General features: G+C 61.3%; 18 protein-coding genes and 1 pseudogene. 6 read left to right on the top strand and 13 right to left on the bottom strand.

Annotated elements, in window-relative coordinates; translation table 11 throughout:
• Positions 1-10 precede the first annotated feature (10 nt).
• On the top strand, positions 11-979 hold the full coding sequence (locus ACVW0R_RS10520; RefSeq protein ID WP_041438425.1) for a GDP-L-fucose synthase family protein: 969 nt from the start codon (positions 11-13) through the stop codon (positions 977-979).
• Here the strand turns inward: ACVW0R_RS10520 and ACVW0R_RS10515 are convergent.
• The 3 genes from ACVW0R_RS10515 to ACVW0R_RS10505 all read right to left on the bottom strand — a co-directional run bounded on the left by ACVW0R_RS10515 (position 976) and on the right by ACVW0R_RS10505 (position 4,231).
• Positions 976-1,713, bottom strand: a complete 738-nt coding sequence (locus tag ACVW0R_RS10515; RefSeq protein ID WP_011430702.1) for a DevA family ABC transporter ATP-binding protein — start codon at positions 1,711-1,713, stop codon at positions 976-978. The genes ACVW0R_RS10520 and ACVW0R_RS10515 overlap by 4 nt on opposite strands.
• Positions 1,714-1,891: 178 nt before the next feature.
• Positions 1,892-3,076 (bottom strand): ABC transporter permease DevC, encoded by a 1,185-nt coding sequence (gene devC / locus ACVW0R_RS10510; RefSeq protein ID WP_011430701.1) that lies wholly within the window; start codon positions 3,074-3,076, stop codon positions 1,892-1,894.
• Positions 3,077-3,085: 9 nt separating this feature from the next.
• Positions 3,086-4,231: an ABC exporter membrane fusion protein gene (locus ACVW0R_RS10505; RefSeq protein WP_099887408.1), complete on the bottom strand. Its 1,146-nt coding sequence runs from the start codon at positions 4,229-4,231 to the stop codon at positions 3,086-3,088.
• Between the two features lie 264 nt (positions 4,232-4,495).
• On the opposite strand from ACVW0R_RS10505, the gene murC reads away from it, so the two are divergent.
• Both murC and murB read left to right on the top strand, forming a co-directional pair.
• The gene (gene murC, locus ACVW0R_RS10500; RefSeq protein WP_099813067.1) at positions 4,496-6,028 is read left to right on the top strand and encodes a UDP-N-acetylmuramate--L-alanine ligase; all 1,533 of its coding nucleotides are present in this window, start codon (positions 4,496-4,498) and stop codon (positions 6,026-6,028) included.
• Positions 6,025-6,963, top strand: coding sequence for a UDP-N-acetylmuramate dehydrogenase (gene murB / locus ACVW0R_RS10495; RefSeq protein WP_099883796.1), 939 nt, complete (start codon positions 6,025-6,027; stop codon positions 6,961-6,963). The genes murC and murB overlap by 4 nt, the downstream gene beginning before the upstream one ends.
• 284 nt (positions 6,964-7,247) lie before the next feature.
• On the opposite strand, the gene ACVW0R_RS10490 is transcribed toward murB, so the two are convergent.
• Genes ACVW0R_RS10490 through ACVW0R_RS10480 form a run of 3 tightly spaced genes read right to left on the bottom strand, consistent with a single transcriptional unit; the run spans position 7,248 to position 8,226 of the window.
• A complete protein-coding gene (locus ACVW0R_RS10490; protein ID WP_049749765.1) occupies positions 7,248-7,751 on the bottom strand; it encodes a cadmium resistance transporter in 504 nt (167 codons plus the stop codon).
• A 12-nt stretch (positions 7,752-7,763) separates the two neighbouring features.
• Positions 7,764-7,904, bottom strand: coding sequence for a hypothetical protein (locus ACVW0R_RS10485; protein ID WP_011430697.1), 141 nt, complete (start codon positions 7,902-7,904; stop codon positions 7,764-7,766).
• A gap of 4 nt (positions 7,905-7,908) precedes the next feature.
• A complete protein-coding gene (locus tag ACVW0R_RS10480) occupies positions 7,909-8,226 on the bottom strand; it encodes a hypothetical protein (RefSeq protein ID WP_011430696.1) in 318 nt (105 codons plus the stop codon).
• 95 nt (positions 8,227-8,321) lie between these two features.
• On the opposite strand from ACVW0R_RS10480, the gene ACVW0R_RS10475 reads away from it, so the two are divergent.
• Entirely contained in the window at positions 8,322-9,095 is a 774-nt protein-coding gene (locus ACVW0R_RS10475) for a DUF3598 family protein (RefSeq protein WP_099887409.1), read from the top strand.
• Here ACVW0R_RS10475 and ACVW0R_RS10470 read toward each other — a convergent pair.
• Together ACVW0R_RS10470 and ACVW0R_RS10465 are read right to left on the bottom strand one after the other, a co-directional pair.
• Positions 9,061-9,843, bottom strand: a complete 783-nt coding sequence (locus ACVW0R_RS10470; protein ID WP_099834843.1) for an alpha/beta hydrolase — start codon at positions 9,841-9,843, stop codon at positions 9,061-9,063. The genes ACVW0R_RS10475 and ACVW0R_RS10470 overlap by 35 nt on opposite strands.
• Before the next feature lie 29 nt (positions 9,844-9,872).
• On the bottom strand, positions 9,873-10,646 hold the full coding sequence (locus tag ACVW0R_RS10465) for a ZIP family metal transporter (RefSeq protein WP_457502028.1): 774 nt from the start codon (positions 10,644-10,646) through the stop codon (positions 9,873-9,875).
• 288 nt (positions 10,647-10,934) lie between these two features.
• On the opposite strand from ACVW0R_RS10465, the gene ACVW0R_RS10460 reads away from it, so the two are divergent.
• A complete protein-coding gene (locus tag ACVW0R_RS10460) occupies positions 10,935-11,609 on the top strand; it encodes a DUF7933 domain-containing protein (protein WP_457502027.1) in 675 nt (224 codons plus the stop codon).
• 3 nt (positions 11,610-11,612) lie between these two features.
• Here ACVW0R_RS10460 and ACVW0R_RS10455 read toward each other — a convergent pair whose 3' ends face one another.
• Both ACVW0R_RS10455 and aroB read right to left on the bottom strand, forming a co-directional pair.
• Entirely contained in the window at positions 11,613-12,614 is a 1,002-nt protein-coding gene (locus ACVW0R_RS10455) for an aspartate-semialdehyde dehydrogenase (RefSeq protein ID WP_457502026.1), read from the bottom strand.
• A gap of 35 nt (positions 12,615-12,649) precedes the next feature.
• Complete coding sequence (gene aroB / locus ACVW0R_RS10450; RefSeq protein WP_099883808.1) at positions 12,650-13,774, bottom strand: 3-dehydroquinate synthase; 1,125 nt, start codon at positions 13,772-13,774, stop codon at positions 12,650-12,652.
• A gap of 497 nt (positions 13,775-14,271) precedes the next feature.
• Here aroB and ACVW0R_RS10445 point away from each other — a divergent pair.
• A pseudogene (locus ACVW0R_RS10445) lies at positions 14,272-14,403 on the top strand (IS200/IS605 family transposase); the annotation flags it as partial.
• A gap of 313 nt (positions 14,404-14,716) precedes the next feature.
• On the opposite strand, the gene ACVW0R_RS10440 reads toward ACVW0R_RS10445, so the two are convergent.
• The 3 genes from ACVW0R_RS10440 to frr all read right to left on the bottom strand — a co-directional run bounded on the left by ACVW0R_RS10440 (position 14,717) and on the right by frr (position 19,047).
• Positions 14,717-15,652, bottom strand: coding sequence for a M48 family metallopeptidase (locus ACVW0R_RS10440; protein ID WP_099883810.1), 936 nt, complete (start codon positions 15,650-15,652; stop codon positions 14,717-14,719).
• Between the two features lie 89 nt (positions 15,653-15,741).
• Positions 15,742-18,453 (bottom strand): CBS domain-containing protein, encoded by a 2,712-nt coding sequence (locus tag ACVW0R_RS10435; RefSeq protein WP_457502025.1) that lies wholly within the window; start codon positions 18,451-18,453, stop codon positions 15,742-15,744.
• Positions 18,454-18,498: 45 nt separating this feature from the next.
• Complete coding sequence (gene frr / locus ACVW0R_RS10430) at positions 18,499-19,047, bottom strand: ribosome recycling factor (RefSeq protein ID WP_414348012.1); 549 nt, start codon at positions 19,045-19,047, stop codon at positions 18,499-18,501.
• Between the last annotated feature and the right edge of the window lie 139 nt (positions 19,048-19,186).

Genomic DNA, 19,186 nt, shown 5'->3' with positions numbered 1-19,186 from the left:
CGCGCCAGCCATGACGCCCAACAGCTTGTCCAGTGCCATCGATCTCAGCCAAAAGCGCATCTTGCTTACCGGAGGGAGCGGCTTTTTGGGCAAACACGTCCTGCAGCAGTTGCAACTCCTGGGGGTCAAGCCGGAGCAGGTGCGGATCCCACGCTCCCGCACCCACGACCTGCGCCGCTGGGAGGTCTGCCAAGAGGTGGTGCAGGGACAAGATGTCGTCATCCATTTGGCGGCCCATGTGGGCGGCATCGGCCTCAACCAGGCCAAGCCGGCGGAGCTCTTCTACGACAACCTGATCATGGGATCCCAGCTCATCCACGCCGCCTACCTGGCGGGGGTGGAGAAGTTTGTCTGCGTGGGCACCATCTGCGCCTATCCCAAGTTCACCCCCGTCCCCTTCAAGGAAGAAGATCTCTGGAACGGCTACCCGGAGGAGACCAACGCCCCCTACGGCATCGCCAAGAAAGCCCTGCTGGTGCAACTGCAGGCCTACCGGCAGCAGTACGGCTTCAACGGCATCTACCTCCTGCCGGTAAACCTCTACGGCCCCATGGACAACTTCGATCCGGAAAGCTCCCACGTGATCCCGGCCTTGATCCGCAAGGTGCATGAAGCCCAGCAGCGGGGCCAGAACTACGTCGAGGTGTGGGGAGATGGCAGCCCCACCCGCGAGTTTTTCTACGCCGAAGATGCGGCTCGGGGAATTCTCCTGGCCACCCAGCTCTACAACAGCCCTGAGCCCCTCAATTTGGGCACCGGCGAGGAGATCTCCATTCGGGATCTCATCGCCCTCATCTGCGAGCTGATGGAGTTTCGGGGCGAGATCCGCTGGCAAACCGACAGGCCCAACGGCCAGCCGCGCCGCTGCTTGGACGTCTCCAAAGCCCGCGAGAGGATAGGTTTTGTGGCCAAGGTGAGCCTGCGGGAGGGGCTGCAGCGCACCATCGAGTGGTACCGCCGCCACGCCCCGGCAAACTAGGCAACAACCTGGCTCTCCAGGCGGCCATCCTCCATGTGCAACACCCGGTCGGCAATGTCGAGGATGCGGTTGTCGTGGGTCACCATGAGGATGGTGCAGCCCTGCTCTCGCGCCAACTTCTCCATCAGGGTCACCACCTCGCGGCCCGACTTGCTGTCCAGGGCTGCGGTCGGCTCGTCGGCCAGCACCAACTTGGGGTGGCTGACCAGGGCCCGCGCGATGGCTACCCGCTGCTTCTGCCCTCCCGAAAGCTGCTCCGGGTAGTAGTGGACGCGATCCCCCAAACCCACCGCCGCCAGCATCGCTTCTGCCTGCTGCTGCACCTGTTGAGGAGAAAGGCCGTTGTGCAGCTCCAGGGCCATGCGCACATTTTGGGCCGCCGTCAGGGAGCGCAGCAGGTTGTGGGCCTGGAAGATGTACCCCACCTGGCGGCGGATCTGGATGAGGGTGTTGGGCTTAGCGCCCCGCAGCTCCTGCCCCAACACCCGCAGGCTGCCCTCTTGCACCGAGCGCAAAGCTCCCAGGAGCGTGAGCAGCGTGGTCTTGCCGGAGCCAGAGGGGCCGGTCAACAACACGATCTCCCCCGGCTGCAAAACGAAGTTGATGTCAAAAAGCACTTGCTTGCGCAGGGATCCCTCGCCAAAGTAGTGGTTCACCCCTTCGGCTTTGACCACCGGCTCAACGGCATGTTGGGTGGAAGCGAGGGCAGCTTGATCGAGAAGGGAAGGCAGCATAGGGAGCTCAAAATCTCAAACAACTTGGGTTGACAATTCAATTCAGTAACCGCTTGGGCCATCATCGGAACCGCCGCGATTGAACCATCCAGAAGCCTATTGAAGGGATCCCAGAAGTCTTTGGGCAGTTGATCAAGCTATTCAACAATCCATCTGCCTCCTCCATTCTTGCCAAAACTTAGAAAATGTCGGCGGGATCGGCTGCCCGCAGCCGCCGCACGGCAATGGCCCCCGAGATAAAGCACATGCTCACTGCCAGCAGCAGCACCAACACCGCCCGGTTGAAGGTCATGGCGATCGGCAGCAACGTAGCATTGGCCGTCAAATCGTAGAGCAAAACTGCCAGGGCAAAAGCTGGAATATACCCCAAGCCGGCCAGCAAAATAGCTTCTTGAAACACCACCCCCAACAGGTAAGTATCCGTGTAGCCCATGGCCTTGAGGGTGGCATATTCCGCCAGGTGATCGGATACATCGGTGTAGAGGATCTGATAGACAATCACAATGCCGACGATGAAGCCCATGGCCACCCCCAGGCCGAAAATAAAGCCGATGGCCGTGCCCTCCTCCCAGTAGCTTTGCTCCATATCGATAAACTCTGCCCGCGACAGCACCCGCACATCTTCCGGCAGCAAGGCCCGCATCTGCTGCACCAACGGCTGGGGATCCACTCCCGGCTGCAGCTGCACTACGCCGATATCCACCAGGCCGCGCTCCCGCTGGGGAAAGATGCGCAGGAAGTTGAGGTCGCTGGTGAGGATGGTGCCATCGGCGCCAAAGGTGGCCCCCATCTTGAACAGGCCCCCCACCTGGACACGGCGGTTGCCTACTTCAGTAAAAACTTCTCGACCGGCCTCAAACCACTCCGGGATGGGGCCAAACTCGCTGCGGGAGCGGCGGTCGAAGAGCACCACGTCTGCTTTCTTGATCTCCTCCAACTTGTCGGGGGTCAGCTCCGGCAACTCCAGCAGGTCGGCAGAGGGATCCACCCCCACCACAAAGATGCTGCGGGTGCGGCGGGTCTGGGGGTTTTTCCAGAGGGCAAAGCCCACATAGACGGGCGAGATGGCCCGTACCCCCTCAAAGCCCAACGCCTGGTAGAGCCGCCGCTGGGAAAAGGTGTTCATGGCAATGAGGGCGTTGGACTGGGGGCTGACCAGGAAGATCTCCCCTTTGAGGGCGACGTGGAAGCGGATGGCGCTTTCCAAGAGGCTGTCCTGGAAGCCCAACTGCATGAACATGAGAATGCAGGCAAAGGCAATGCCCGCCAGGGCCACCAGCAGGCGGATCTTCTCCCGCGTCAACTGCAGCCAGGCCAAGGGGATGCGCCGCCCGATAAACGCTACGCTGAACAGGCCGGACATTCCCCCCTCCTACCCCTCGACCTCGATGGCCACATCCACCTGCAGGTTGGTCAGGCCGGCCACGCGGGCGCTGCTTTCCGGATCCAGGCGGATGTACACCTCCACCACGCGGGCATCCACATCGGCGGCGGGGTCGGTGTTGAGCACGTCTTTTTTGCCGATCTGCAGGCCCACCCGCTCCACCCGGCCCTGCAGCGTTTCTGGCAGCGCGCGGTTGCTGATGGTGGCCCGTTGTCCGGGCCGCACCCGCAGGATGTCGGTTTCGTAGACCTCCGCCACCACCATCATCTGGTCGGTGTTGCCCAGCTCGAGGATCCCTGTGTCGGCAGCGATAACTTCCCCAGGCCGCGTGCGGATCTTGAGCACCTGGCCGGCCCGGGGGGCACGGATGAGGGTGCGCTCCAAGCGGGCTTCCGCCAGCTCCAGGTTGCGGGCCAGGGATCCCAGTTGCACTTGCGCTTGGGCCCGTCTCAACGCCGCTTCAGCAGCTTGCACTTGGGCCTGGGCATTGCGCAGATCCCGCTCGCGGGCCAGGCGCAGTTGATCCAGAGTGGCCTCGGCAGCCCGCAAGTCCTCCTGCCGTTGCCGCACCAGCAGAGCTTTCTGGTCTAGCTCCTGCTGGGAGATAGCCCCCTCCTGCCACAGGGCCTGGAAGCGAGCCAGGTTGGCCTCGGCATCGGCCAGCTCCGCCCGAAGGCGCTCCACCACCGCTTCCTGGGATCGGATCTGCATCTGTTGCGGTTCGTCTAGGCGGCTGAGGCGGGTGCGCGCCTCTTCCACTTGAGCTTGGCCAAAGCGGGTCTCGGCCTCCAGCCGGGCGCGGGCCTCTTGGAGTTGGGCAGCAGCATACTCCCGCTCGGCCAGGCGCTCTCGATAGCTTTCCAGACGGGCCAACACTTGCCCCGCCCTCACCCGCTCCCCTTCGGCCACTAGCAGCTCTCCCAGTCGCTCTCCCGGAGGGCCGGCCACCCGCACCACCTCTCCTTCCGGCTCCAGGCGACCCAGGGCGCCAACGCGGGGAGGTAGCCGCGTCTCCTCCGTTGCATTCTCTGATACGGATTGGGTGGCCGCCTGCTGGCTCAGGCCCAGCCAGGCCAGCCCAGTTCCGGCCAGCAATCCAGCTCCCGCAATAGACCAGAGTAGCCGCTGATTCATCGTTCCCTACTCGTTGAGTTTTGCGGTTGAGGTCGGTCGTTACAGTTGCAATTCTTTAATAAATGTAAAGTTTATGGGGCAAGGATGTCCAGGTTTTTCTCATGTGTTTATTTTTCGGGTATTCGTTTTTCTCCGGCTTGTCTTCGGTTGTCGACCTTCGTCGGCTACCTAACCCAAGGGATTCCTGATATGATCTGCCGTGTCCGGGGCCTTTCTGCAGGTGCCGATTTCTAGGTGTGGTGCGAGGAGTGAGGTGGAGTTGCGATGGTGGAAACAGTTGGGGGGAAAGATGCCGTTGCGCCGGCGCCAGCTCGTTCTCCATCTCCGCCTGCGAAAAATTTGGATCCGTTGAACCCGCTACTTCCGGCTTATCATTTTGTCGGGATCGGCGGGGTGGGGATGTCGGCTCTGGCTTACATTTTGGCCAAGCAGGGGTTTCGGGTTTCAGGGTCGGATATTGCCGCCAATGGCCGCACCCGTCGCCTGGAAGCCTTGGGGGTGCGCTTTATTCAGGGGCACACTCTGGAGGGTTTGGCCGGGGATCCCCAGGTGGTCTACTCCAGCGCCATTCGCCCCACCAACCCGGAATTAGCGGCGGCGCTGGACAAGGGACTAAAGGTTTGGCATCGAGCCGATTTGCTGGCTGCCCTGTTTAACCATCGTCCCAGCATTGGGGTGGCGGGCACCCACGGCAAGACCACTACTAGCAGCATGATTGGCTACATGTTACTGGCGGCGGGCTGGGATCCCACCTTGATCATCGGCGGGGAGATGGACGCCTGGGATGGCAATGCCCGTCTAGGCCAGGGGGAATACCTGGTAGCCGAGGTGGACGAGTCGGATGGATCCCTGGTGCGGCTCTATCCCCAAATTGGCGTGATCACCAACATTGAGCTAGACCACCCGGATCACTACGCCAATCTGGAGCAGGTGATCCGGGCCTTTCAGCAGTATGGGCAGCAGAGCCAAACCCTGGTGGCCTGTCTGGACTGCCCCAACGTGGCCACCCACCTCAAGGTGGACATCGGCTACAGCCTGGCCGGCCATCCCCAAGCCCAGTACCAGGCCCGTCAGATCCTCTACACTGCCGATTGCACCTCTGCCGAGATCTGGGAAAGGGGATCCCTCCTCGGCCAGCTCCGCCTGCAGGTGCTGGGATCCCACAACCTCAGCAATGCTCTGGCCGCGGTTGCCGTGGGGCGGCAGCTGGGCTTGGAGTTCCCCGTGATTGCCTCTGCTCTGGCCCAGTTTCCGGGAGTGCGGCGCCGCTTTGAGCACAGGGGCGAGGTGGGTGGGGTCACCTTTATCGACGACTATGCCCATCATCCCAGCGAGATTCGGGCTACGCTGCGGGCGGCACGGCTGCAGCAGCGGCGGGTGGTGGCGGTGTTCCAGCCCCATCGCCACAGCCGCTTGGCCAAGTTGTTCCAGGACTTTGCTTGCTGCTTTGCGGATGCGCAGGTGGTGGTGATCGTGCCCACTTATGGGGCGGGAGAAGCAGCGCCTGAGGGCTCCGACAGCTTGCGGCTGGCCGTGTCGGTGGCGGAGCACCATCCCCATGTACGTTATGTGTCTTCTTTGCCGCAATTGCCGCAGGTGTTGCCGTCTATCTTGCAACCTGGAGATCTGGCAATTTTTTTGGGCGCAGGCGATCTCAATCAACAGATAGCCGCTACGATGCGGGCCTATGCGGCTCGGCTGGGGGAGCAGCCTCTGGCAAACTTTGAAGGGAAATTGCCGGGGCAAGCGGAGGATGGGATCAGGGAGATGGGGGCTTCTGAGGTATTGGCATCATGACTACAGCTCCCTGCGTGCCCAATGCCTCAAGCGTTGCCCGACTCTCTGGACGGATTCAAGCGGGGATCCCCTTGGCCCCTCTGACCAGCTTTCGGGTGGGCGGCAAGGCGGAGTGGTATTGCGAGCCGCACAACAATCTGGAGCTGCAGCAATGTTTGGCCTGGGCGCGGGCGCAAGGGATCCCGGTTACACTGTTGGGGGCGGGCAGCAACCTGCTCATCAGCGATGCCGGCCTGCCGGGGCTGGTGATCCACACCCGGCGTTTGCGCGGGATGCAACTGTTGGAGGGGGGGAGGATCTGGGCCGCTGCCGGAGAACCTTTGGTTAACCTGGCGCGGGCAGCCGCCAAGCGGGGCTGGAGTGGCTTGGAGTGGGCCATCGGGATCCCGGGCACGCTGGGGGGAGCGGTGGTGATGAATGCCGGCGCCCACGGGCGCGCCATGTCGGACGTGTTGGTGGAAGTGCAGATTTTGGATGAAGAGCAGGAGCCCTGCCGCTTAGAACCGGTCGATCTGCAATTTGGCTACCGCCGCTCGCGGCTACAGGACTCTCCTTGGACGGTGACGGGGGCAACGCTGCAGTTACTCCCAGGCCGGGATCCGGCTCAGGTGCAGCGACAAACCCAGCGCCACCTCAACCAGCGCCTGAGCTCTCAGCCCTATCATCTGCCCAGTTGTGGCAGCGTCTTTCGCAACCCCGAAACCTATCCTGCCGGCTGGCTAATTGAGCAGGTCGGTCTGAAGGGCTACCGGATTGGCGGGGCCCAGATCTCCGAGCGCCATGCCAACTTCATCCTCAATTGTGGTCAGGCCAGCGCCAACGACATCTACCGTCTGATTTGCTTGGCCCAAGAAAAGGTTTATCAACGATGGTCGATATTCCTAGAGCCAGAAGTGCGCATTCTGGGATCTTTTGACGATCCTTTGATAAGTTAATTTGGCCTACCCCATTTTTTGATGATTGGATGGTTCTGATCTTGAACTGTCCTTACCAGTCCTTGATGGATTCTCGTTGATTATTTTGCGTCAGTTTATGGTTAGGGCACGGCTACTTTACGTCGCTTAATTGCACAACTAATTGCACAACTCAATCAGTCCCCCACAAGCGCGGAAGAACGCCGCTATTTGATTGGCGGGAACGGGAACACCGCCACGAAGATCTGAACTAGGATCCGGCTTCAGAGCGGCACAACGACTGAAACTCGAAGGGACTCCGCCCGCTACGGGATCCCGAGCAGCCATCGCCAAGTTTCGTTTTTGAACAGGATCCACACCCCTAATCTCATCAAAATCCAGGGTACCCAGCGCTCTCCCTGTTCAGCCAAGATCTTGGCCACTTCCGGTTGCACCGTCAGCCTTTGAGCCATGGCAAACCACAGCCCTTTCATCAAAAAGAAAATTATAGAAAAGAGAGCCAACTGGAGAGGGGTGCTGCCGGCAAACAAAGGAACGTACAAGCTGATGTTATCCCCGCCATTGGCAAAGGTGAGGAGCATGGACAGCAGAGCTGGCGAGGGCAAAAAGAGCAGCCCAGTCTTTGCGGGTGGTCGATCTTGCAGTTTTTCCAGCTCTTTCGACAGGGCTTCTTCCGCTTCAGATCGCCACAATTTCCAGCCGCCCACCGCCAGCGGGATCAGTCCCAGCAGGCCAATGGCAGATGGCGGCAGCACCAGGCCCCCCAAGTACCCCAAAAGGCTGATCAAGATCAATCCTGCCAAGCCCAAGTAGCCCCCCAGCTAAACCTGCCAGCCCTTCCAAGTAGGTTGGATCTGCACCTGGGCAAACAACACAACCAGCACAAAAAAGTCGTCGATGTGGGTGGCAATAAAGGCGAGGATCCCTTCCGCCAGCGTTGTCCAGAAAAGAGGGAGGGGCATGAGCTTAAGAAGTGGGGAAGAGGGCGCCGATATCGACAAGGTGAAGCTGCACCAGCCCGAGGATCGCCAAAGTGTAGGCAGTAGAAGAAGCCAAACTAATAACGAGATCGCGCTTTAGGTTGCGGGGTTTATCCCCTTGCTCAACCACATCAGTAGCGCCAAACTGCATCAGGAGAAGGCCAATCAAGTTGGAAAGCCAGTACCCGGCAAGGGTTCCTCCCAAAAGCCACTGGGGCTGCCACAAGCTGCAGAGGTAGCCAAATCCATAGGCAATGGGTAGGTTGAAGAACAAATCGTTCCACCAGGAAAAGGGCGAGAGCATAAACCCCAAAACCAGTAAAATGCCACCTCGGAACTTCCTCCCCATCGGCTCTGTCTTCCGCGTTGCGTCTCCCTAATGTTACTTCACAGTGCTTCATGACAACCCAGAGAGAATGCCTGGCCCTGCACCTGGGAGAATGGCACGGGCTCTTTTCCGAGTATCGACCCACCGCCCACGGCTGGGAGCTGGTGGGCCAAAAGCGCAGCCTCATCACCTTTGAGGCTTTGGATCGGGACGCAATCCGCCAAACCAATGCCTACTACCCCCTAGAGGGATCCCCTACCCCAACAAGCCGCCAGAGCTGGGTCTATCAAGATTTCTCGCCCGGCTTGCGCTTTTTCCCCGATGGCTCCTTTTCCAACGGGCGGCTGCAGCTGGCACCGTTTGGCGATTTTGCCGTCGAGCAGGGCTTTCTTTGGGGAGAGCGCAAGGCGCGGGTGGTGCAGCAGTGGGATCCCCAGGGCCGCCTGGTGCGGGTGACGGTCATCTTGGAGCGGCGCGGCCAGGTGCTGGATCTTGGGGCCGACTTTCCTGCGCTGACCCAAGCGCAACTGGGAGAGGCCTTGCAAGGGCGATGGCGGGGGATCGCCCAGAGCTTTTCTGCTGCCGATAGCTTGCTCAGCGAAACTCATGTAGATCTCTCAGAGTGGGCCAGCCCTTGGGATCCCTTGCCGGGGGGGCTGTGGATGGGCGGGCCGGATCCCTTGCCCATCCCCACCCTTCATCGGGATCGCCGCTTTTCCCTCAGCCTGAGCTGGTTTCCGGAAGGGCCGGAGGGCCGCCACCTGCTGCGCCTGGTGCGCGACTACGACGAGGGCGGCGCCTGGCAGCGGGTTACGCTGATGCGGCTGGAGCGGGATCCGGGGTGAGAAAGGCGCAGACCTGGGCAAACACCGTCTCCCGCTCGCAGTCCAAGGTGAGAACGTGGTCGGAGCGCTCCAGCCAATGCAGGGTCTTCTCGGCGGATCCCAGCTCCCGGTAGAGCCACGCCGCCTGGTCGGGATCCACCACTGTATCTTGGCGCGGCTGCAGGATGAGGGTGGGAACTTGGATGCTGGCTACTTCCCCCCTGACCCGCTCGATGAGCTCAAGGGCGCTGCGCACCGCCGTTAGATTGAAGCTGCGCAAATAGGCCACTCTTTCTGCCAACGCGCGGACATCGCCATCCCGAATCGGCAGGCGAAAGCGGGGAACCTCTTCCAAGAGCCAGCCCAGGCTGTTGAGGTACTGCTCCGGGCGAAAGAGATAGTACCAGCGGTGGCGAATGGCAAAAAACGGCGCCAGCAGGACCAATTTGTGGACAGGGTGGGCAAAGGCCAGGTGCAGCGCCAACAGGCAGCCGGTGGAAAACCCCACCAGCGAAAGGCGCGGGTACTCCTGCTGCAGCGCCAGGTAATGTTCCAAAACCCGCCCGTACCACTCCGTCCAGCGGGAAGGGGGCATGCGGGGTGCCGGGCGGTCGTGGCCGGGATAGTTAAACCCCTGCACCGTCAGGCCGGCTGCCAACAGCCGCTCCGCCAGCCACTGCAACTCGTAGACGCCACCCCCCAACCCGTGCAGCAGCAGGCAGGCATGATCCCCTCTTCCCCGCCACAGAAAAGGCTCGTTGCTCAGCATAAAACCTCACCTCAGGACGGGATCCCTTTTTAACCCAGGGCAATATCCAGCAGCAGCATCACCACAAACCCACTGAGAACGCCAAAGGTGCCCTCCCGCTCCAACCCCTGCCGGTGCGACTCGGGGATGATCTCATCCGAGATCACAAACAACATCGCACCAGCGGCAAAGGCCATGCCCCAGGGCAGCAGCGGCTGAGCCAAAGTGACCACCGTCGCTCCCACGATGCCGCCGATGGGCTCTACCAGCCCGGTCAGCAGGGCAATGGCAAAAGCGAACAGCCGCGAGTACCCCTGGCCCACTAGTGACAAAGCCACCACCAGCCCTTCTGGCATGTTCTGCAAGCCGATCCCCAGCGCCAGCGCCAACCCATCGCCGACTTGGCCGGTGGCAAATCCCACCCCCACCGCCAAGCCTTCCGGGAAATTGTGCAGGGCGATGGCAATGATGAACAGCCAAATCCGCTTCAAATGGGCGCGGTTCTCCCCTTCCACCCCTTTGAAAAAGTGCTCGTGAGGAAAGAGGCGGTGGGCACTTTCCAGAAAGATCGCCCCCAACAACAGGCCCGCCCCCATAATCACCGCCGCCTCGAATTGGGAATACCCCAGCGCCAGGGCCGCTTCGGTACCCGGCACCAGCAGCGAAAACGAGGTGGCTGCCAACATCACGCCACCCCCAAACCCCAGCAGGATCCCTTGCACCCTCTCCGAGAGCGAGGGAAGAAACAGCGCCGGCAAAGCCCCCAACCCCGTCGCCAAGCCGGCCACAAAGCTAGCCAGGGATCCCGTTGCAATTGGATGCACAGATCACTCTCCCTGAAGGCCCAATGCCTCTCAATTTTCCCCTTTTTCCGGCTAATTCCCATTCACCCCCTCTTTCTCCTCTGAAAATGACTCCCCAGTAGCGCTAGGCTCACCCCTACGGAAAACGCACTTCTAGTGTGTTCAATTGGCGATGACTAAAAGGAAAGCAGAGATGACAAGAAAAGCGACTACAAGGCATTTAACCCCACCTCCCCGACCCAACCAACACAACCGCCCTGCCGCTGACTGGCCTCTCTTTCTCCGATCCACTCCCTGCCGGCCTAATCGTTGCCAATCCTAATAAATAACTTGAACAACGACTGTGGCGGGACGCTGGCAGCTGCACCAGGAGCAACTTCCATCTTGCTGGTCAACGGCTCATTGGCAGCCAACGCTAGCTGCACCATCAGCCTGGATCTTCAGGTTACAGCCACGACAGCGGGATCCCTGACCAGCCCAGCGGTAGTCCTCAGCAGCAACCAGGCGCCCAATGCCACCGCAGCCGCCATTACCCTGACGGTAACGGTGCCGGCTCCCACCTTTACCATGGCCTTTGCTCCTAATCCCCGCACCCTATCCCTATCCCCTTCTGGCGTTGTTGCTACTGGAACTCTAACCTTCACCATCACCAACAACGCCGCTATACCCCTAACCGGCTTAAGCTTTAACCACACCTTGCCAGTGGCACCGCCTTTGACAATAGGGCCTGGTGCACCTCCTGCCTTGCCTGCTTCCTGCGGTGCCGGGGCTACCCTCACAGCTACTGTAGGTGGTAACACTATTCGATTCACTGGAGGATCAGTGGATGTAGGGCAAACTTGCACAGTGACTATCCCTGTCCAAACGGGAACTCTGACGGCAACTGGCGACTACAACTACCCCAACTCCCCAGTTACCCTAAACAGCACGCAGGCTGCCCCCGTTCAGACTGGGCCTGTTACTTGGAGAGTGGTGGTGAACTAGTCCTCACAAAAGTAGCTCGGCAATTTGAAGGGCGTTGAGAGCTGCTCCTTTGCGGAGCTGATCCCCGCACAGCCACAGCTCCAGGGCCTTGGGCTCGGAGATGTCCTGGCGGATGCGGCCCACCGCCACTTCATCCCTGCCGGCCACGTCGATGGGCATGGGAAAGCGGTTCTGCTGCCAATCTTCAATGAGCACCACCCCAGGGGCCTGGGCCAGGATTTGCCGGGCTTTTTCCACAGGGAAGGGCTGTTCAAACTCCAGGTTGAGGGCCTCGGCGTGGGTACGTAGCACCGGCACCCGCACACAGGTAGCTGTCAGCCGCAGGTTGGGGGATCCCATAATCTTGCGGGATTCGTTGACCATTTTCATCTCTTCCTGGCAGTAGCCGTTCTCTTGCAGGGGGCTGTTGTGGAGGAAGAGGTTGAAGGCAATGGGGTAAGGGAACACCTGGGGCTGCAACGGCTGCCCCTGGAGGTAGGCGCGGGTTTGTTCTTGAAGTTCCTGCATGGCTCTGGCCCCAGCCCCACTGGCCGATTGATAGGTGGCGGCCACCACGCGGCGCAGGGGGATGTGGCGATGCAGGGGGTAGATGGCCACGCACATTAGGATGGTGGTGCAGTTGGGATTGGCAATGATCCCTTGGTGACGGAAGGCTTCCTGGGGGTTGACCTCCGGCACCACCAGCGGGACATCGGGATCCAGGCGGAAGGCGCTGGAGTTGTCAATTAGCACTGCCCCTGCCTCGACGATGGTCTTGGCCCAGGTTTTGGAGACACTAGCACCGGCAGAGGCCAAGACCAGGTCCAGACCCCGAAAGGACGCTTCTGCAACCGGCTCCACCGGGATCCGTTCTCCCTTGAAGGTCAAGTAGGTGCCCGCCGAGCGGGGCGAGGCCAACAGCTTCAGCTCTGCCACCGGAAAGCGGCGCTCTTCCAGCAGCTTCAGCAGCTCCACTCCTACGGCTCCTGTGGCCCCTAGGATGGCTACCCGTTGTTGCCGTCCCATGCTTTCTTGTCCTCAGCTTTTCCTAATTCTAGGGCTCAAGAGGTTGCCGTCATCGCCGCCAGAGCGGCCTGCACATCCGCCAGCTCGACTTGATCGGTCAGCTCCGCTTGGCCAATCCGGCGGGGCAGAACGAAGCGGATCCGCCCTTGCTTGACTTTTTTGTCCGCCTGCAGCGCCTGCAGCACCGCCTCCCAAGGGATCCCGGCGGGCCAGTGGCTGGGCAGCCCTGCCCTTTCGATAAGGCGTCGCTGCCGCTCGGCCTCAGCCGCGCTCCACCACCCCAGGCGACGGGCGATCTCCCCCGCAGCCACCATGCCAATGGCCACCGCCTCCCCGTGCAGGTAGCGGCGGTAGCCGGTAACGGTTTCCAGGGCATGGCCGAGGGTATGGCCGTAGTTCAAGATGGCCCGCAGGCCCCCTTCCCGCTCGTCCTGTTGCACCACCCAGGCTTTGCACTCGGCACAGCGCCGCAGCAGATAGTGCAGATCCGCAGGGGCAAAATCGGCGTAGCGCCTCAGCCTGGGCCGGTCTTGCAAAAACTCAAATAGGTCGGCAGCCTGGATGACGCCGTATTTGATGACTTCCGCCAGGGCCGAGGTAAATTCCCGCCGGGGCAGGGTCTGCAACAGCGTTGGGTCGATCCACACCAGGCGCGGCTGGTAGAAGGCGCCGATGAGGTTTTTCCCGCCAGGATGGTTGACGCCGGTCTTGCCGCCGATGGCCGCATCCACCATGGCCAAAAGCGAAGTGGGCACCTGGACAAACGGGATCCCGCGCAGCCAAGTGGCGGCGGCAAACCCCACCATATCCCCAATGACCCCCCCTCCCAGGGCCACGAGGGTGGAAGAGCGCTCCAGGCCAAAGCTCAAGGCAGCATCGTAGATCTTGGCCACCGAGCGCAGGGTTTTGTAGCGCTCGCCGGCGGGCAACAGAAAAAGACGGGCAGCAAACCCCGCTTGTTGCAACCCTTGCATCAACTTTTCGCCAAAATGCTTGGCAATGCCGGGGTGGCTCACCACCAGCGCCTTGCCCGAAAGTCCCCTGGCTTGCAGTTGGGATCCCAACTGGATAAGGCTGTGGCCGCCGGAGCCTTCGGGGGACTGGATGAGAATGTCGTAGGAGCCGTGGGGAAGCTTGACGGGGATCAGACAGGGATCCATAGGTGCTGCTGTTGAAGAGATGGGATCCATTGACACTCCCAGCGCCTAAAGGCGGGGGATTCTTACGCAGTCCACAAAAGAACCCGTAACGGCGTTGTCAAAGCGCCTCTAGACAGTTCCTGAAGGCCGCGGCAGGTTTGGTCTTAAACTCATTCCTTCTTGCCAGGAGAGCCTCAGCTTTTTCTTAAAGCTACTGAGTGCCTCAGCTACAGACTTACAGGTCTGTTGTGCGGCGGAAACATACATTGCGATGAAGTGCTTGTTTTGGGTTCTCGCCATCTCAGCACAAAGCTCACCATAGCTTGCCCATCGCTTCGTTTTGAAATAGACTTGTCTCGCATAGTACAAAGCACAGTTGTACACTTTATTAGACTGTTGACACAAGTACTCTAATAGGGGGACTAGCTCTCTGTTCCTGACTCGAACCTGCTGACAGCCGTACTCCATCATTGTTGGCAAGCGGCATGACAACCGCAGTCTAACATGGGCAAGCGATAGTGCGAGAGGAAAGTCAACGGTACAATCACTACAACCATGCTGTGGGGCTAGCGGTTGTTTATCTTATTTTTTGGCCAAAGAGAAGGAAAAAGGTCTTGGTAGGAGAAGTCAGGAAGAGGTTGTTTGAGCTATGAAACTATATCAACGACCCCCATCATGGGTAAGCGACTAAAGTGGCTAGCGAGCTTTTCCGCCCTGCACTCAAGTGCGGGGCTACCAAGCTATCCTTTTGTGTGGCACGTTCTGTTGCTTGATGTTCTTCCCATGCCTCCTGGCTTGCCCAGTCCTACGGCCCACTGCAAGTGAACCGCGCAGCGGGGCAGGTAGGAAACCCTTTCTCAGCTTACAAGGCTACCCTCGCCTACTGCTCGCGCCAGCGGTGCGAAGCGTTCCCCCCAGATGCGAACCTCCACCCTACGGGGAAAACAGATCCCAGCGGCCTACTCAGGGCAAAACCGGCAGCACCGGCAGAATCTCAACTTCGGTGCGCTGGGTTTGGGGGAGAGATTGCGAAGGCCAAGTGGGGCCGCCGGAGCCATAGGCAGCAGGGCTGACCATGCTGTGCTCGGCGATAAGCTGGTTGAGGCGGGCGATGCGCTCCGCGACAGGGGGATGGGTACGCAAGAAGTCCGGCAGGGATGGACGGGATTGCAACTTGGCCAAAAATTGCGACATGCCCCTGGGATCGAAGCCAGCGCGATAGGCGGCCCACAAACCTTTTTCGTCGGCAACAAACTCGTTTTCGCGGCTTTGCGGTCGGCGCACTCCCAGCTCCAGGGCTAGGGCGGCCAAGGTGTTGTCATCGAGTCCCAGCAATTGGGCGCCGAAGCGGGCGGCGGCAGCCTGCTGCAGTTGCTGGAGGCCGTGACGTTCGCTGATATGGGCGATTTCGTGGCCCAAGACAGCAGCAATTTGGTCGTCGTTGTCGGCAGCTTCCAGGGCGCCAGTGGTGATGTAAACAAAACCACCCATCGTGGCAAAGGCGTTGATGTCTGGATCCTCCACCACCTGAAAGGTATAGGGCAAGTTAGGGCGTTCGCTGTGGGCGGCCACCCGCTGGCCGATGCGGTTCACCCGCTCCACCCAATAGAAATTTGAACTGACGCGAATCTGTCCGCGGGCTTTCAGTTGCTGGTCGATCTGGCGGCCCAAGCTCACCTCTTGGGCGTCGTTTAACTGGCTCACCTGCAGCCATTGCAGGCCGTGGATCAGCAGCCGAACCAGGTCTTGGGCCTGGGCAGGGGATCCCATCCCGGCGGCAAGGATGGCCAGCAGAGCAAAGGCAACCGGCTTGGCCACGCGGCAACTCCGCCGCTGGGGGGGGATGGGGCCCACCGACGGGATTGCCTCGACAGCAGAGCGAGGTTTCAATACCCGCATTGGATCCCTCCAAGACAACCTTCTCTCAGGCTAGCGATCTGGCAATGGGATCGTCCTACCAGAAATGGGCAACCCCTCTACTCTTTTGGCTACTTTGGCTGAGATTGCAGCAAGGGGAAGTGTTTCCGCAGCCAGGCTTCTGCCTCAGCGCGAGTGGTAAGCTCGCCGTTGAGGGTGAGGCAGCGCAGGCGCTCCAAGATCTCCTGAAAAAGAGGGCCCGGCTTGTAGCCCAGGCAACGCAAATCGTGCCCGTTGAGGGGTGGCTTCACCCAATGCCACTCCTGCAAGTAGCGCCAGAGCAGCCGCCGCGCTGGCTTGGCGGCCAGCCCTGCCAACAGGATCACCGCCGGGATGCGCAGCCCCTGCAGCAGCCGTACTACCTGAGCCGGAGACAGGGATCCGGTCTCCAGTTGGGCCAAGAGGGCTTGGTAGTGGGAGAAATGGCTGAGGCGTTCGATGCCCGCTTGGGTGAGGTGGAGCTGGCTGGCTACCTGGGGTGCCTGGGGCAGGGGCAAGAGCAAGGCTTCCAGGCGCAGTTGCCAGATCTCCTGGGATCCCAGCTCGGGGTAGCGGCGGCGGAAGTGATAGGCCCAGCGGCCCACCCGCTGCAGCCGCCGGTACAGGGAGGGATCCCAGGTCAAAGCGGGGTGAATGCAGCGCAGGGCTCCCCATGCCGCCAGCCGCTCAAAAGCCAAGGGCCAGTCGCGGGAGCGGAGGATGTAGGCCAGCTCCTGCTTGAGGCGCTCCCCGCCAACGGCATCGTGGAGGCCGCTGGCTACAGCCGTGCGAATCCATTCTTCGGTGGTCGGATCCAGGGCAAAGCCCAGGTGCACGGCAAAGCGGACGGCCCGGTAGATGCGGGTGGGATCCTCGATGAAGCTGTTGGGGTGGAGGGCGCGGATGATCCCCTTTTGCAGATCCGCTTGCCCGCCGAAAAAGTCCAGCAACTGCCCCCGCTGCGGGCCGTTGAGGCGCAAAGCCAGCGCATTGATGGAAAAATCCCGCCGGTAGAGATCCTGATGGATGGATCCCATGGCCACTTCAGGGGGCGAGGCCGGGTAGGGGTAAAACTCGGTGCGGGCGCTGGCAATATCCACACAAAAGCCCCCTGGCCAGATCAGGGCGGCGGTTTGGAACTTGCCGTGGATCTCCAGGCGTGCCTCCGGGAAGTGCTGCTTGAGGGCTTTTCCCAGGATCAACCCCCAGCCCGGCGGATCCGTCCCTTGGGGGGTCGAGGGGTAAGGCCCATCCACCACCAAATCCAAATCCAGCCGTTCCAGGCAAGAGGAGGGCTGCCGTCCCCACCGGTGCAGCAGCAGATCCCGCACCGCTCCCCCCACCAGATACAGCCGCAGACCCTTTTCGTCGGCAAGGCGGGCCGCCGCCTCCAGCAAGCGGCGATGCTGCGGCAACAGGGCCGGAAAGGAGAGATCCAGGGGGCAGGAAAGCTCAGGAGCGGCCAACCGGGGCGAGAGAGCCGGCAGCTCGTGCAGGTGCCGCAACACGTCGGTGCGGGTAACGATCCCCACCAACTGGCCATCCTGGAGCACTGGCAGACGGCCAATGTCCCACTGCACCATCAGCCGCTGGATCTCCGCCAGCGGAGTATCGGGGGAGAGGGTCTTGACCTCCGTGGTCATGTAGCCCTTAACGGGGGCATGGCCAAAGCCGTGGTGCAGGGCAATGTCAATGTCCCGCCGCGAGATCACCCCCACCAGGCAGCCCTGGGCATCCACCACCACCAGGCCGGAGTGGCCATAGCGCAGCAGCACCCGCTGGGCCTCTTGGATGGTCACCTCCGGTCGGATGGTGCGCACCGGCGAGGACATCAGATCCCTAGCGGTCACCGGCGGCGGGATCCGCTCCTTAACCGCCTGCCTGAGGTCGGCCAGCACCTGGGCTGGATCGGGCAAGGGCCGGCCCGGGGAGGCTTTCAGCGTGGCTGCCGCCGCGCAGTCGTGGCCGCCGCCACCGTAGCGGGCCATCACTCGGCCCAGTTGGGCAAACTCCTGCCGCGCCCGCCCGATGAGGCTAAGCCGCTCCCCCTGTCGTGCCACCAAGAGCAGCACGTCCACCCCTGTCAGATCCATTAGCCGCATCACCAGGCCGGCCAAGCCGGGCACAAACTCCGGCAGCTCCAGCAGCCACGTTCCCAAGCGGTACTCCCCCACCGCCTCCACCTGCATCTGGGCCAGTCCCTGGCTGAGCAGTTCCTGCATCGGGGGGGTGAGGCCATCGCCCAAAAAGCGCCGCAGCACCACCAGGTTGACTCCCTGACGCATCAGCCAGGTGAGGGCGGCGGCATCGCGGGCGGTGGTCTCCGGGAAGGTCAGGGATCCCGTGTCCATGTGAATGCCCAAAGCCAGGGCCAGCCGCTCAAATGGACTGAGGCGGATCCCGGCCGCCTGCAGCCGCTCCACGAGGAGGGTACAGGTGGAGCCCACGGCTTCAATGTGGGCGCTGACCTGCTGCTGCGGCCATACCTCCTCCAGCGAGGTGGCAGGCAGGTGGTGGTCGAAAATCTCAATCTTCGCCCCAGGAACGCTCAGCCAGGCCGCAGCCTTACCGAGGCGATCCGGATCGTAACAATCCACCAAGATCCAGCGCTGAACCTGTCGGGGATCCACCGAGCGCAGCTCGATGAGGGGAAACTCGTCCCGGTAGAGGGCCAAGAACTCCTGTACTCCCGGCAGGGATCCGCCAGCTAGGGCGATGCGGGCGCCTGGATACAGCCGTGCTGCGCCCACCGCCGCTCCCAAGGTGTCGAAGTCCGCCGACTGGTGACACAGGATGAGATCCATGCTGGCAGCAGCGCCTTGCTGGCATAGGCCCACAGAGAGGGGCGTTTAGATTGTAGTCAGCTCCTTTTCTTTTTCCGCCAGCAGCTCATCAATCTTTTTGATGTAGCGGTCGGTCAACTTTTGGATCTCTTCTTGCCGACTCTTGGACTCGTCTTCGGAGATCTCGCCGTTTTTCTCCTGCTTGCGCACGGCGTCAATGGCGTCGCGGCGGATGTTGCGAATGGAAACCCGCCCCTCCTCTGCCAGCTTGGCCACCTGTTTGGTTAGCTCTTTGCGCCGCTCTTCCGTCAGGGGGGGGAGGGTGAGGCGGATGACCTTGCCGTCGTTGCTGGGCGTCAGGCCCAGGTCGGAGGCGAGGATGGCCCGCTCAATCGCTGCCAGAGTCGAGGGATCAAAAGGCTGGATCAGGAGAGTGCTGGCATCTGGAGTGGTAATGCTGGCTAGCGCCTTCAGGGGAGTGGGAACGCCGTAGTACTCCACCTGAACCCGATCCAGTAGGCTGGCGTTGGCTCGCCCCGTGCGCACCGTGCTAAAGGAACGCTGGGTGGCCTGCACCGCTTTGCTCATTAACTCCTCGATCTCAGCTAGCTCCACGGCGTTTTCCTCGCTTAAGTAAGACAGTTTGCAGACGCTCGGCCACTAGCGGCAAAAAACCAAGACCTCTAGCGTGAGCCTGAGTTTAATTTTATCGCTTTGTCTAGCCCCCCTTGGGGATCCAGAGGCCACTCTTTTC

Source organism: Thermostichus sp. MS-CIW-15, from assembly GCF_054060575.1.
Note: the sequence above shows the minus strand (reverse complement) of the source record. Positions and strands in the feature narration are given on the sequence as shown.

What these genes read in the sequence shown, in the direction of transcription:
- ACVW0R_RS10520 (WP_041438425.1), top strand. Translation starts at nt 11, where the DNA reads ATGACGCCCAACAGCTTGTCCAGTGCCATCGATCTCAGCCAAAAGCGC.
- ACVW0R_RS10515 (WP_011430702.1), bottom strand. Translation starts at nt 1,713, where the DNA reads ATGCTGCCTTCCCTTCTCGATCAAGCTGCCCTCGCTTCCACCCAACAT.
- devC (WP_011430701.1), bottom strand. Translation starts at nt 3,076, where the DNA reads ATGTCCGGCCTGTTCAGCGTAGCGTTTATCGGGCGGCGCATCCCCTTG.
- ACVW0R_RS10505 (WP_099887408.1), bottom strand. Translation starts at nt 4,231, where the DNA reads ATGAATCAGCGGCTACTCTGGTCTATTGCGGGAGCTGGATTGCTGGCC.
- murC (WP_099813067.1), top strand. Translation starts at nt 4,496, where the DNA reads ATGGTGGAAACAGTTGGGGGGAAAGATGCCGTTGCGCCGGCGCCAGCT.
- murB (WP_099883796.1), top strand. Translation starts at nt 6,025, where the DNA reads ATGACTACAGCTCCCTGCGTGCCCAATGCCTCAAGCGTTGCCCGACTC.
- ACVW0R_RS10485 (WP_011430697.1), bottom strand. Translation starts at nt 7,904, where the DNA reads ATGCCCCTCCCTCTTTTCTGGACAACGCTGGCGGAAGGGATCCTCGCC.
- ACVW0R_RS10480 (WP_011430696.1), bottom strand. Translation starts at nt 8,226, where the DNA reads ATGCTCTCGCCCTTTTCCTGGTGGAACGATTTGTTCTTCAACCTACCC.
- ACVW0R_RS10475 (WP_099887409.1), top strand. Translation starts at nt 8,322, where the DNA reads ATGACAACCCAGAGAGAATGCCTGGCCCTGCACCTGGGAGAATGGCAC.
- ACVW0R_RS10470 (WP_099834843.1), bottom strand. Translation starts at nt 9,843, where the DNA reads ATGCTGAGCAACGAGCCTTTTCTGTGGCGGGGAAGAGGGGATCATGCC.
- ACVW0R_RS10455 (WP_457502026.1), bottom strand. Translation starts at nt 12,614, where the DNA reads ATGGGACGGCAACAACGGGTAGCCATCCTAGGGGCCACAGGAGCCGTA.
- aroB (WP_099883808.1), bottom strand. Translation starts at nt 13,774, where the DNA reads ATGGATCCCTGTCTGATCCCCGTCAAGCTTCCCCACGGCTCCTACGAC.
- ACVW0R_RS10440 (WP_099883810.1), bottom strand. Translation starts at nt 15,652, where the DNA reads ATGCGGGTATTGAAACCTCGCTCTGCTGTCGAGGCAATCCCGTCGGTG.
- ACVW0R_RS10435 (WP_457502025.1), bottom strand. Translation starts at nt 18,453, where the DNA reads ATGGATCTCATCCTGTGTCACCAGTCGGCGGACTTCGACACCTTGGGA.